This is a genomic window from Phycisphaeraceae bacterium, from assembly GCA_019636735.1.
In the GTDB taxonomy this organism is placed as follows: domain Bacteria; phylum Planctomycetota; class Phycisphaerae; order Phycisphaerales; family SM1A02; genus VGXK01.
The window spans coordinates 151267-163751 of record JAHBWY010000002.1; the positions used below are offsets into that span (position 1 = coordinate 151267).

At 67.2% G+C, this 12485-nt stretch carries 9 protein-coding genes; 7 read left to right on the forward strand and 2 right to left on the reverse strand.

Features of this window, described 5'->3' with window-relative positions; genetic code table 11:
• Positions 1 to 21: 21 nt before the first annotated feature.
• Genes KF724_02810 through KF724_02820 form a run of 3 tightly spaced genes read left to right on the forward strand, consistent with a single transcriptional unit; the run spans position 22 to position 4311 of the window.
• Complete coding sequence (locus KF724_02810) at positions 22 to 1146, forward strand: DUF58 domain-containing protein (protein ID MBX3354611.1); 1125 nt, start codon at positions 22 to 24, stop codon at positions 1144 to 1146.
• A gap of 20 nt (positions 1147 to 1166) precedes the next feature.
• Entirely contained in the window at positions 1167 to 3413 is a 2247-nt protein-coding gene (locus KF724_02815; protein ID MBX3354612.1) for a DUF3488 domain-containing protein, read from the forward strand.
• A 46-nt stretch (positions 3414 to 3459) separates the two neighbouring features.
• The gene (locus KF724_02820; protein MBX3354613.1) at positions 3460 to 4311 is read left to right on the forward strand and encodes a hypothetical protein; all 852 of its coding nucleotides are present in this window, start codon (positions 3460 to 3462) and stop codon (positions 4309 to 4311) included.
• Here the strand turns inward: KF724_02820 and KF724_02825 are convergent.
• Positions 4268 to 5674, reverse strand: coding sequence for an anthranilate synthase component I family protein (locus KF724_02825; protein MBX3354614.1), 1407 nt, complete (start codon positions 5672 to 5674; stop codon positions 4268 to 4270). The genes KF724_02820 and KF724_02825 overlap by 44 nt on opposite strands.
• A gap of 151 nt (positions 5675 to 5825) precedes the next feature.
• On the opposite strand from KF724_02825, the gene ppdK reads away from it, so the two are divergent.
• Positions 5826 to 8927 (forward strand): pyruvate, phosphate dikinase, encoded by a 3102-nt coding sequence (gene ppdK / locus KF724_02830; GenBank protein MBX3354615.1) that lies wholly within the window; start codon positions 5826 to 5828, stop codon positions 8925 to 8927.
• Between the two features lie 87 nt (positions 8928 to 9014).
• Here the strand turns inward: ppdK and KF724_02835 are convergent, their stop codons facing one another.
• Positions 9015 to 9458, reverse strand: coding sequence for an HIT family protein (locus KF724_02835; GenBank protein MBX3354616.1), 444 nt, complete (start codon positions 9456 to 9458; stop codon positions 9015 to 9017).
• A gap of 73 nt (positions 9459 to 9531) precedes the next feature.
• Here KF724_02835 and nadC point away from each other — a divergent pair, with 73 nt between their 5' ends.
• From nadC to KF724_02850, 3 genes are read left to right on the forward strand one after another with little or no spacing between them, the layout of a single operon-like run.
• A complete protein-coding gene (nadC, locus tag KF724_02840; protein MBX3354617.1) occupies positions 9532 to 10521 on the forward strand; it encodes a carboxylating nicotinate-nucleotide diphosphorylase in 990 nt (329 codons plus the stop codon).
• Positions 10514 to 11350 carry a biotin--[acetyl-CoA-carboxylase] ligase gene (locus KF724_02845; GenBank protein MBX3354618.1) on the forward strand — a complete coding sequence of 279 codons (837 nt, stop codon included), beginning with the start codon at positions 10514 to 10516 and terminating at the stop codon, positions 11348 to 11350. Before nadC ends, KF724_02845 begins: the two co-directional genes overlap by 8 nt.
• Positions 11351 to 11372: 22 nt before the next feature.
• Positions 11373 to 12386 carry a hypothetical protein gene (locus KF724_02850; GenBank protein ID MBX3354619.1) on the forward strand — a complete coding sequence of 338 codons (1014 nt, stop codon included), beginning with the start codon at positions 11373 to 11375 and terminating at the stop codon, positions 12384 to 12386.
• Positions 12387 to 12485 lie beyond the last annotated feature (99 nt).

Sequence of the window (12485 nt, forward strand, 5' to 3'; positions counted from 1 at the left end):
AAAGGCCGAGCTGTGGTGCCGATGCGGCGTCTCTACCATGTCCCCCTGGCAGGAGTCGCCTACTTCTCCATCACCGTCCTTCTGGGGGTTGCCTCCGCGTATCGACCGAACAACCTGCTGATCTGGGCCTTCGCCGCAATGCTCGCAGGCGTGATCGTTTCGGGCATCATCTCGGGGGGCATGCTGGTTCGACTGCAGGTCACGCGCACCGAGCCGCGCACGGGGCGCGTCGGCGAGCCCATGTCGCTGCGGTACATCGTTCGCAATGCGGTGCGGTGGTGGCCCCTCTTTGACCTCTCGATCGATGAGGCGCCGGTTGCAGGCCCGCGCGGCTGGTCGGGCGCGGGCCGCAGCGCACCGGCATGGCTGCTTCATGCGGGGCCGCGTGAGACGGCGCATGTCGAGGGCATGTTCGTTCCCATGCGGCGAGGCCGCTTTCGATTCGAGGCGATCCAGGCGGCGAGCGCCTTTCCCTTCGGCTTGCTCAGGAAGATTGTCGTCTTCCAGCAGCCCGCCGAGGTGCTGGTGCTGCCGGCGATTCGATCGCTCAAGCCGGGTGTCCTTCGACTGCTGGCGCCGCAGGGACTCGGTGGCGTGCGAACAACGACGCGTCCCGGCCCGGGAGAGGACTTCCTGGGCGTGCGCGAGTATCGACCCGGCGACAGCCCTCGCCAGATCGCGTGGCGAAGGCGGGCGGGGCTGGACGAACTGGCCACCGTGGAGCGATCGACGCATGCGCCGCCGCGCTTACGGGTGATTCTCGATCTCACGCGAGCCACCTCGATGCTTCGCGTCGCGCCCGGCGACGATGCGCCGGCTCGAGCCCGCGCGCTTGAGGAGGATGCCATCACGCTCGTCGCGAGTCTGGTCGCGGCAGCCGATCGGGAGGGATACGAGTACGCCCTCTCCCTTCATGGAGTCGATGCGCCCCGCACGCTGCTGCGACGAGGGCATTGGCATCTCCAGCGACTGATGGCGCTGCTTGCGGCGATCGACCTCGACGCGCCGCGGCTTCCGCGACCTGACGGCGATCGAGAGGAGCGCGCCGCCGTCGTGCATGTCCATGTCGATCGCGTCGATCTCGACGAAGGTCGTGAGGACTCGGTGCACCTTGCGGCCACGCGCCTGGGAGATCTGCTCGCATGAACCCGGCGATGCGGTTTCCCGTGACCGCCTTCTCGACAACGCTTGTCTCGATTGTCGCCTTCGGCGTGGCGCGGCAGGATCTGGCGCTGATCCTGATGGCGGCCGTGCCTGCGGCGGCGAGCTGGATCATCACCGAGGGACCGCGCGGTCGTGGTCTGCCCAAGTGGCTGACCACCATCGCGGTGCTGGGAATCCTCGCGTGGACGCTCACGCAGGCGCCCTTCCGCGCCGACCCCGTCACGCTCGCCGCATCAGTCGGCACCTTCGTCCTGTGGACCACCGTCATCAAGCTCTATGAGCGCAAGACAACGCGCGATCGCCGGCAGCTCCTTGGACTCTCGCTGGTCCTGATGCTCTCGGGGTGTCTGGCCACGACGGATCTCACCTTCGGCGTCTTGCTGCTCGGGTACACGGTGCTCGTCATTCTCTCGCTGGTGCTCTATCGACTGGAGCGCGGCGCCGAGCGTTCCGCCGATCGCTATCGACAGGTGGCGCAGGGTGTACCGCCGCCACCGCCCGTGTTCGGTGGGCGCGCCGGGCGCCACATTCGCCGCGTGGTGACGAGCGCCCTTGTGATGGGCGGAGTGTGCAGCCTGCTCTTCTTCGTGCTCTTCCCGCGCGACATGATGCAGCGCCTCGATGGCTTCGGCGGTGCGGGTCGAGTTTCGGGGTTCCGCTCCGAGGTGGACCTGCGATCGACGGCACCCATCGCCCAATCGCGTCGAGAAGTGATGCGCGTGCAGTGGATCGATCCCGCGGGGCAGCCAACCAGTTCACCAGAACCGCTTCGGTTGCGCGGCGCCGTGCTCGATCGATATGACGCTCGATCGGCGCGCTGGGTGACCACCCGCGACCCCGGTCGCGGTCGTCCGATTCCGACGGGCGGCGAGGAAGACTTCGAAGCGCTCGGCCAGCCGCCAATCGATCTTCGGCAGCAGACCTACACGCAGGTGGTTGATCTTCGTCTGCTCAGCACCGATCGCATCTTCTCAGCGTGGGCACCCGTCGCGGTCGCCTATCCCGGCGTCGGCAGCGTGCTCTTCTCCCCGGAGACCTTTGAACTTCGCGATCCGGACTGGGGGCGAGGTCCGCGTGTCTGGAGCTACCAGGTCAAGGTCCAGCCCTTCATCGGAACCCCCGGACTGATGGCGCTCACGGGGCCGCGTCAATCGTGGTTCGAGCCGCGCTTTCCTGTTCAGGGCGTGGCTGAGGAAGCTCGCCGCGTGTTGGGGCAGGTTGGCGAAACTCCGCCACCGTCGAGTCGGCTCCGTGATGATCCGGAGTTCCGCTGGGAGTGGGCGAGACAGGCATCCGGCATCTTCCTGCGATATCTCCAGGGCAGCGGATTCCGATACACGACCGATCTGTCGGGGCTGGTCCTTCGCCGAGGGGAAGATCCCATCGACGCCTTCCTCAGGCGCGGTCGAAGTGGCCACTGCGAGCTCTTCGCCTCGGCGCTCTGCGGCATGCTCCAGTCGGTGGGCGTCGAGGCTCGGGTAGTGGTGGGATTTGTCGCGGTCGAGTTCGAATCCTCCACATCGAGCTACATCGTCCGCGAGCTCAACGCCCATGCGTGGGTTGAAGTGCGAACCGGGCCGTGGGCATGGACCACCGTCGATCCAACGCCGTCCGCGACCCTCGAAGCGCTCGCCGACAGCAGCCGTCGTTGGACCGACCCCTTCCGATGGTTCTATGACGGTATTGATTTCCTCTGGCGAACGCGCGTGGTCGCGTTTGATGCGCAAACCCAGTCCACCATGCTGCGCGGCGGCGGCGAGCGCGTAGGAGAGTGGCTGCGCGGGGCGGTGAGCGCGGTTGGTGATTGGACGGAGACGGTGGCTCGGCAGTTCGAGTCCGGTGGCGTGGGACGAGTATGGGCCGCCTCCGTGGTGATCACGCTGGTTGGAGCCGTCTCGACGGTCATCTTGCTGAGGCGTCGTGAGCGTCGGTGGCGTCGACTGCTTCGTCTTGACGAACTCGACGGGTCGGAGCGGCGGCGCGTCCGCAGGGAGGCGCTCTTCTTTGCCGACGCACTCCTTCAGCTCGATGCGGCGGGTCTGGCGAAACCCGAGACCAGGCCTCCGCTCCTTCACGCGGGCGTGCTCGCCAAGACTGACGCGCAGGTCGGGGCGGCGTTCACTCGACTGGTCGAACTCTACTACGACATCCGCTTCGCGGGCCACGCGCCGTCACGAACGGCACAGACGGAAGCGGCGGAGCACCTTCGACGCCTCGAGTCGGCACTCGCGCAGAGGGGGCGGCCGTGATCGACCGATGAAAGAGCAGCTTTCTCTCTCATCAAGGAGATCGTCCATGCCGGCCTCTCGAGCACGCGGAACCCAGTGGCAGCGAACCCTCCAGCAGTTGTGCGATCGCGACGGCGCAATTGAGCTTGCGCTCGCGCCCTCCGAGGGAAACGATGACGCCGAGCGCGGTGATCTCATCTGGCGCGTGCGCATTCAGCGCGTGACGGACGATGAGATCGTCGTGGACCCGCCGCGGGCGCTGGGTCGGCTGATCGCCTTCACCCCCGGAACGGCGCTGCTTGGCGCGGTCGTGATCGGGCCGAACCGCTGGACCTTTCCCACACGCGTGCTCTCGCGGGTCACGCCGCAAGGCGTCGATCGCGGAGGGTCGCTCACACTCGAAGCGCCCGAGTCGCTCGAGCGCTGCCAGCGCCGCCACGGCCGCTACGACGCCCGGGCGCTGCGCCTGCCCACCATCGACCTCTGGCCGCTACTCGATCCCTCGAGCGTGGTCCACACGCAGCGTGCGGCGGATCCCCTCATTCGCGCGGCGCTCGCCGGCGAGCGCGTCGATGCAAGCGTGCTCGATGGACTTCAGCCGGAGGTCGGGCCCTCGTTCAAGGCGACGGTCATGAACATCGGTGGCGGCGGTCTTGGCGTGCGTGTCGAACCTGCCGATGCGTCGATCCTCTCGCGTCATCCGGTGCTCTGGGCACGACTGCCCCTGGGAGCGGCCATGCCGGTGCCGATTCTCGCCACGACGAAGGTGATTCACACCCACCTCGACAGTGCCCAGTTCACCTACGCGGGACTCGCCTTTGACTTCAGCTTCTATCACCCGGCGCAGCGCCTGGTGGCGGACCAGATTCTCTTCGTCATTGCCGCGCAGCAGAAGCAGCGACCGCTTCGTGCGGCGTGACGGTCGAACCTGCGGCCGATGAGAGCGCCTGCGCCGTTCGATCGAGGACGGCGCGCTTCAGCTCGCTCTCCGCTTCCTCGCGTGCGGGATCGGAGTCGCTCACGATGCCACACCCCGCCGAGTAGCGGAAGGTGCAAGTGCCGTCGCTCTCGGGCGCGTCAAGCACGATCGTGCGGATCGCGACATTGAACACCGCCGTTCCATGGTCAGCGACGCAACCGACCGCGCCGCAGTAGGGACCGCGCGGCGCACCCTCCAGTGCATCGATCAGTCGCATCGCCGCGACCTTGGGAGCGCCCGTGACGCTGCCCGGGGGGAAGGTCGCCCAAAGCAGCTCGGGCACACCGACTCGATGGCGAAGGCGTCCCCGGACCTCGGCGACCGCGTGATGAAGCGCTGGATGGGTCTCGATCTCCCTTGCGCTCACCACGCGCACGCTTCCCGGTCGACAGACGCGCGACAAGTCATTGCGCATCAGGTCGACGATCATCGCGAGCTCGGCGGCATCCTTCTCGCTTCGCCGAAGCTCCGAGGGGTCGCGCTCCCGGGGCAGGGTGCCCTTGATGGGGCGGGTGACAACTCCGCCGCAACGATCGACCTCGAGGAAGAGCTCGGGACTCATGGAGATGACCGCAGCACCATCGGGGCGCTCGATGATGGCGCCATAGCGGGCCTGGCTCGCCTCGAGCGCGGCCACCGCGAGCGCGCGGGGCGAGCCGGTCAGCTTTCCGCTCCAACGCTGCGCAATGTTTGCCTGAAAGAGATCGCCGTTCAGGATCGCGTCACGCACGCGGCTGACTTGGGCGGCGAAGGTGCCTTCGGCCTGATCGGCGCGCATCGAGTGAATCAGCGCGTGCTCCCGGCGCGCCTCGAGCACGGGCAGGCGCGACGCCGGGCCGCTGTGCCACCACTGTCCGCTGTGGGCGTCATGGATGAGCGCCGCATCGCAGGTCCAGCCGCCAGCGAGCGGCCAGCCGGGCAGTAGACGACCCCGAGTGAGCGAGGTTGGCTCGATCAGTTGCGCCAGTTCGTAGCAGAGAAAGCCGATCCATCCGCGCTCGAAGGGGAGCGCCGTCGGTTCGCCAGAAGCCGGAGCGGACGGGGGAAGCAGGGACGGCTCATCGTGCATCGGCGCGGTCGAGCGATGCCCGGGTGAGACGAGGCGCCGCCATGCACGCTGCTGGTCATCTGCGTCCTTCTCTGAACGGGCGACTTCACTCCACGCGCGCGGCAGACCGAAGATCGACCAGCGGGCGTGGGCTCCGCCGCCCCGCGAGATGAGCGCCGCGAGCGGCATGGTGAGGGGCCAGCGCTCGATCACTTCGCATGGATCAAGGGACCACGCAAGGGGTTGCACGCGCACGGCCCATCATCCTACGGTCGATGGAGGCGGAGCCGCATCGGGCACGCCTCCGGCGCCGATTCGAAGAACCCTCTCGCGCCAGAGGGACTGCCAATCGCGGTCATCGGGCCGATCGCCACCCGCAGGCCAGTGCATACACTCCCGAACTTCCATGAGCACGCTTCTTGTTCCGCCGTCTCAGCGCTCGCGCGCGAGTCGTTCATCCGCACCCAAGAGTCGGCGTTCGGGGGCAGCAGCGAAGAGCGCCGCCAAGGCGCCGAGTGCGCCGCGCCGTAAGACGAAGAGCACTTCGCCTGCCGCGAAGGCTTCGAAGCGCGGCGTTCGCGGTGGCTCGAAGCCTGGTGGAAAGAGTGGCGCCCCAGCGCGAGCGAAGTCTTCGGCGGCGAAGCGAACTGGTGCTTCGCGCGGAAGCGCGCCCGGGTTCATCTACTTCTTCGGGCAGAGTCGCTGTGACGGTCGCGGCGACATGAAGTCGCTGCTCGGCGGCAAGGGGGCGAATCTCGCGGCGATGACCTCGATCGGATTGCCCGTGCCCCCGGGGTTCACGATCACGACCGAGGTCTGCAATCTCTACTACGCGCAGGGGCGTCACATGCCGAAGGCGCTCATGCCCGAGCTTCTTCGGGCGATTGCCACGCTCGAGAAGGAGACCGGCAAGCGCTTCGGCGATCTTCGGAACCCGCTGCTCGTCTCGGTTCGCTCCGGTGCCCGCGACTCGATGCCGGGCATGATGGACACGATTCTCAACCTGGGTCTCAACGACCACACGGTCGAAGCTCTCGCCCACGCGACCGGCAACCCGCGCTTCGCGTGGGACAGCTATCGCCGCTTCGTCCAGATGTACGGCGATGTCGTGATGGGTGTGCAGAAGGTCCACGAGAACGACCATGAGCCCTTCGAAGAGGTCATGGATGGCCTCAAGCGCGAGGTCGGCGCCGTCCATGACACGGAACTCACGACCGAGCATCTGAAGGAGCTCGTCCATCGCTACCGCGCGCTCATCGAGCGGCGCACCGGCCATCACTTCCCGACGAAGCCGCTCGACCAGCTCATGGGCGCGATCGGCGCGGTCTTCTCAAGTTGGATGAACCCGCGCGCGATCGTGTACCGCCAGAAGTACCGCATTCCCGCCGAGTGGGGCACCGCGGTGAATGTGCAGAGCATGGTCTTCGGCAACATGGGCGACGACTCGGGCACCGGCGTCGCCTTCACCCGGGACCCGGCGACGGGGGAGAATGTCTTCTACGGCGAGTACCTCGTGAACGCCCAGGGCGAGGATGTCGTCGCCGGCGTACGAACACCGAAGCCCGTCGCGGAGATGGCGCATGATCCGCAGATCGGCCGCGCGTTCAAGGAACTCGAACGAGTTCGGCGCACGCTTGAGAAGAACTTCGGCGATGTGCAGGACTTCGAGTTCACCATCGAGAAGAAGAAGCTCTACATGCTCCAGACGCGCAACGGCAAGCGCACCGCGCGCGCCTATGTGCGGATTGCGCACGACATGGTGCGCGAAGGACTGATGACTCCGGAGCATGCGATCCGCTCCGCCGACCCCGAGGCGATGAACCAGCTCCTCCAGCCGATCTTCGACACGGGAGCGCATGAGGCGGCGCGGCGCGAGGGGCGCCTGCTGAGCCGCGGATTGCCCGCCGGTCCCGGCGCCGCGACGGGCGAGATCGCCTTCACCGCGGAGCGCGCCGAACGCCTCGCTCGCGAGGGGCGCCATGTGATCCTCTGCCGCATCGAGACAAGCCCCGAGGATCTGCGCGGCATGATCGCCGCTGATGGAATCCTGACCACTCGAGGCGGCGTGTCGAGCCATGCGGCACTTGTGGCCCGGCAGATGGGCAAGGTCTGCGTTGCCGGCGCGGGTGAGATCGTCATCGATTACCACGCGGGCACGCTCATCTGTCGCGGCCTCACGCTGCGAGAGGGCGATGCGATTTCCGTCGACGGCACCACGGGCGAGGTCTTCACCGGCCGCATGGCTACTGCGGACAGCGAGTTGAAGCAGGTCCTCGTCTCCAAGACGCTCGATCCCGCCAAGAGCGAAGTCTTCCGCTGGTTCGACTTCGTCATGAAGCTCGCGGATCGCTTCCGTCGCCTCGGCATTCGCACCAACGCCGATACGCCGGAGCAGGTGCATCACGCCATCGCCTTCGGCGCCGAGGGCATCGGCCTCTGCCGCACGGAACACATGTTCTTCGAGGGCGATCGCATCGATGCGATGAGGGAGATGATTCTCGCAAGCAGCGATGCGGGGCGCCACTCGGCGCTGAGCAAGCTGCTGCCCTATCAGCGCACCGATTTCGAGGGGATCTTCCGAGCGCTCGATGGACGGCCGGCATGCATCCGCCTGCTCGACCCGCCGTTGCATGAGTTCCTGCCGCACGATCTGGAGGCACAGCAGGAGCTCGCGGTGAAGCTTGGAGTGCCCGTTGATGTGATTTCGCGCCGGGTGGAGGAGCTGCACGAGTTCAACCCGATGCTTGGCTTCCGAGGGTGCCGCCTGGGCGTCGTGCACTCCGAGATCAGTCGAATGCAGGCGCGGGCGATCTTCGAGGCGGCCGCTGCCGTGCGCCGCGAGGGGATTGCCGTTCGGCCGGAGGTCATGGTTCCGCTCGTCGGCTTCCGTCGCGAGCTCGAACTCCAGGTGGAGGTCATCCGCAGCGTGGCGCAGCAGGTCATGGAAGAGAGCGGCGTGCGCTTCGAGTACCAGGTCGGCACCATGATCGAGATTCCGCGCGGAGCGATCACGGCCGATGACATCGCCCGCAGTGCCGACTTCTTCAGCTTCGGAACCAACGATCTCACGCAGACGGCGCTCGGCATGAGTCGCGACGATTCGGGCAGCTTCCTGCCGCGCTACGCGGAGCTTGAGATCGTCAAGGACAATCCCTTCGCCACCATCGACGCCGAGGGCGTCGGGCAACTGGTGCGCATCGCTTGCGAGAAGGGGCGAGCGACGAGGCCCGACATCAAGCTCGGCATCTGCGGCGAGCATGGCGGCGACCCTGCGTCAATCCGCTTCTTCGAGCAGGTTGGACTCGCCTATGTGAGTTGCTCGCCCTTCCGAGTGCCGGTCGCACGATTGGCCGCGGCGAAGTGGGCGATCGACCTCGGCACGACACCATCGCGCTCACCTGCGGGGCGCTCGAGCGCCGGCAAGTCGAAGTCCGGTGGTCGGGGATCACGCGCGGCTCGTGGGCCACGGAGAACGAAGGCGCGAGGCGGTTCGAAGTCGAGGCGCTGAGGCGAGGCGGCGATCGGCTGAGGTATGGTTGACTTCGCGCGCGGCCGTTCGTGGCATGGTCGCGCGTCGGCACCGTCGACGAGATCGTCAGCCTGAGGCGAGCGCGGCTCGAATCGCTGCGGCAAGTTCGGCGCCGGCGTTCGCGTCGAGCGGCGTCGCGCGCCACTCGTGGCGCAGTCCGCTTCCATCGGCATGTTTCGGGATCAGGTGCGCGTGCACATGCATCACCACCTGGCCCGCCTCGGCGCCCGAATTGATGAGCAGGTTGTACGCGCGACAGCCGGTCGCACCCATGATGGCCCGGGCCACTCGTGGAAGGGCCTGGCCGAGCGCCGAGGCCGCGGTCGGCGAGAGATCGTGCAGGCTCGCGACCTGTTCGCGCGGGACGACGAGCGTATGACCCCGACTCACCGGCGCGACATCGAGGAAGGCGACGACATGGGCGTCTTCATAGACACGATGTGATGGAATCTCACCGCGCATGATGCGCGTGAAGATCGACGGAGCCGGGCCGGGCGCTGGGTCACTCATGGTCGAGAGCCTACGAGCGTCGGCGGCCGGAGTGGAGTCCGAGCCTGCCCGGTGTGGGCGGTACGCTCGTCGCGTGCTTCGAGATCTCAACACGCTCCAACTCCCCGCGCTCTTCGCCGAGCTTCTCCCCGCGGCGCAGCTCCGACGCGAGTGTCGTCGCATCGTTCGGGAGGATCTCGGGCGCGGCGATGTCACCAGCCGCCTGACCATTCCCGCGTCGGCACTCGGCCGCGCCGCCCTTGTGGCGCGGGAGGGCTGCACACTCGCGGGCCTTCCCGCCGTGAAGGTCCTCGCCGAGTCGAACTTCAAGGGGCTTCATCTGCGAGCGAAGGCGCGCGATGGCGAGACGATCTCCGCCGGCAGACTGGTGGCGACGATCGAAGGATCGGTTCGTGGAATCCTCGCCGCGGAGCGATCGGTGCTCAACCTGCTCGGGCGTCTCTCGGGCGTGGCCACTGTGACGGCGGCGTTCGTGGCGAAGATTCGTTCGGTCAGGGGCGCCCGGGCGCAGCTTCTTGACACGCGCAAGACAACGCCGGGTCTTCGGAACTTCGAGAAGTATGCCGTGCGCTGTGGCGGGGGAGCGCTCCATCGAGTCGGCCTCTTCGACGCGATCCTCGTGAAGGACAATCACCTCGCCGCGCTCTCAAGCGCACGCGAGCCGGCACTCGAGCGCTTGAAGCGCGTGCTTGAGCGCAGCATGCGGTCGCGGCCCAAGTGGCGCTTCGTGGAGGTGGAAGTCGACACGCTTGAACAGTTCAGCGAGATCCTTGCATGGCCATCGGGTACGGTTGACATGGTGCTCCTTGACAACATGAGTCCGGGGCAGCTCGCGCGCGCGGTGGCGATGCGCGAGCGGGCCCGCTCTCCTATCGTGCTCGAAGCATCGGGCGGTGTGCGCCTCGAGACGGTGGCCGCCATCGCCCGAACCGGGGTTGATCGCATTTCCGCTGGCGCCGTCACGCACGCGGCACGCTCGATCGACTTTTCGCTGGAGGTCGAAGTTGGCCGTTCGACTCGAGCGGCGGTCGCGAGCGGCTCCACGACGAGGCGCCATGACTGAGCGCGAAGCGATGGGCGCGTCTCCTTCGCCATTCGTGGAGCCGAGCGCCGAGGAAGTCGAGCGTTGGCAGAGCCGACTTGATGCGTCGCTTCGATCGCACACTGAGACGGTCGGAGCGCCGACGCGCTGGGTTCGCTCCGTGGTGGTGGTTCCTTCGATCGGCTCGACTCAGGACCTTGCCCGAGACCGGGGCCTGGTCGCGGGTGAAGTCATCACGGCGCTTCGCCAGACCGCGGGGCGAGGTCGGTTCGGGCGAGGATGGGACGACACCATCGACGCGGGCACGGCGACCTCGTTCGTCATCCCTGCGCTGCCTGCCGAAGTGCTTCTCCTTCGAAGTGCTGTCGCGGTCGCGATCGCCATCGAGTTGCTTCGGCCCGGCGCCCTTCGAGTGGGCATCAAGTGGCCGAACGATCTGATCGCGCCCGATGGCGGCAAGCTCGGCGGCATTCTCATCGAATGCGTCGGTCAGGTTGCGATCGTCGGCGTGGGCATCAATGTCTTGCAGCGGACCTTTCCGCCCGACATCGCCCCGCGCGCCAGAAGTCTCGGCATGCTCGGCGTCGCGGTTGAGCGCGTGGAAGTGGTGGAACGCCTGATCATCTCGTTCGAGCAGTGGCTTGATGCCGATCTCAATCTGGTGCGAGCGGCCTATCTCGAGCGCGATGTCCTGCGGGGCACGATGGCCCGCTTCCGAGTTGGCGACCGGGTCGTGATCGGCCGGGTGATCGAAGTGGACCCCGCCCACGGCATCAGAATCGCCAGGGAAGGGGGCGAGGAGGTTCTTCCTGCTGCGTTGACGACCCTTGCTGTTGATCCCGGGGGGTGAGAGCCGACATAATGGCTGGCCCGTGCACTCCCGAGACCGCCTCCATCTCATCGCCTCCATCGCCGCGCTCACCGCGCTCGGTTCAATCGGCGTGAGCATGGCCGATGGCGTGCCGGGACTTCCGCCGCCTCCGGCCATTCCCGGCTATCCCGAACCTGCCGAACGCGAGGCACCGCCGGAGCTTCCTCCGCTCACGCCCGAGGAGCTGGCCGCGCGGCAGGCAGAAGCCGACGCGTCTCCGCGCCGCAACACCTTTGGGGATCATCGACCTCGCATGGGGCCGGCGGTACCTCCCGCGCCAACTCGTCGACGCCAGCAGATCCGGCTCATCCCAAGCGAGGCAATGGTCGCCGATCGCGGCGCTCTCAGCGAGAGCCTTCGCGTGCAGGCGGCAGACCTGCGCTTGCCGAGCGGCTTCAGTACGGTCTATGAAGTCGAGCAGCGCCCCGATGTGCTCGTTCGTGGAGATGGCGCGATCTACGCCGTCTTCCCTCAGGGTGACTACGCCCTGGCGATGCGCGACAAGCGCCCGGTGGTGCAGACGCTGGTGCCCGCCGGAACCATGTTCTACATCGGTGAGCCCGACTGGCGGCGCGTCTGGCTTCCGGGTCTGCGCGGCATGATGCCCCGCTTGGCGCTCGTCTCTCCCGAGGAGCAGCAGGCGAAGACTCCACCTGCGAGCGCGGTGCATCGCGTCGAACCCACCATGCCGCATGACTACGAAGCGGTCTACATCATGCCGATGATGATGGAAGACTTCCCCGGCATCGGTCTGCTGTCCACTCGAATCGACACATGGGTCACGCCAGCGAGTCGCGCGTTCGGAACAGTTTCGCCGAGCGGCATTGCGCAGAGCCATGAGACAGTGCGGCATCCGTTGTTGACCGGATCGCTCGCCCCCTTCGGCGAGGGCGACTCCGACGAAGTGGCGCCGCCTCTTCACCTCAATGACCTCTATCGACGCGACCGGATCAGTGGTCTGCTCCAGAGAGCGGCGCAGGTTGGCGCGGATCAACCGGCGGCGGCCACGCCCTGATTGACGCAGAGGGCGCTCCGGCGGGCATCGAGTGGCTGTGGTGCGCCGACAGGGGGTCGTGACGCCTCTGCCGCCGCGTTCGCGCCGGGCGCCTGATTG

Coding starts and splice junctions, on each gene's coding strand:
- KF724_02810 (MBX3354611.1), top strand. CDS start 22: ATGCGGCGTCTCTACCATGTCCCCCTGGCAGGAGTCGCCTACTTCTCC.
- KF724_02820 (MBX3354613.1), top strand. CDS start 3,460: ATGCCGGCCTCTCGAGCACGCGGAACCCAGTGGCAGCGAACCCTCCAG.
- ppdK (MBX3354615.1), top strand. CDS start 5,826: ATGAGCACGCTTCTTGTTCCGCCGTCTCAGCGCTCGCGCGCGAGTCGT.
- KF724_02835 (MBX3354616.1), bottom strand. CDS start 9,458: ATGAGTGACCCAGCGCCCGGCCCGGCTCCGTCGATCTTCACGCGCATC.
- KF724_02845 (MBX3354618.1), top strand. CDS start 10,514: ATGACTGAGCGCGAAGCGATGGGCGCGTCTCCTTCGCCATTCGTGGAG.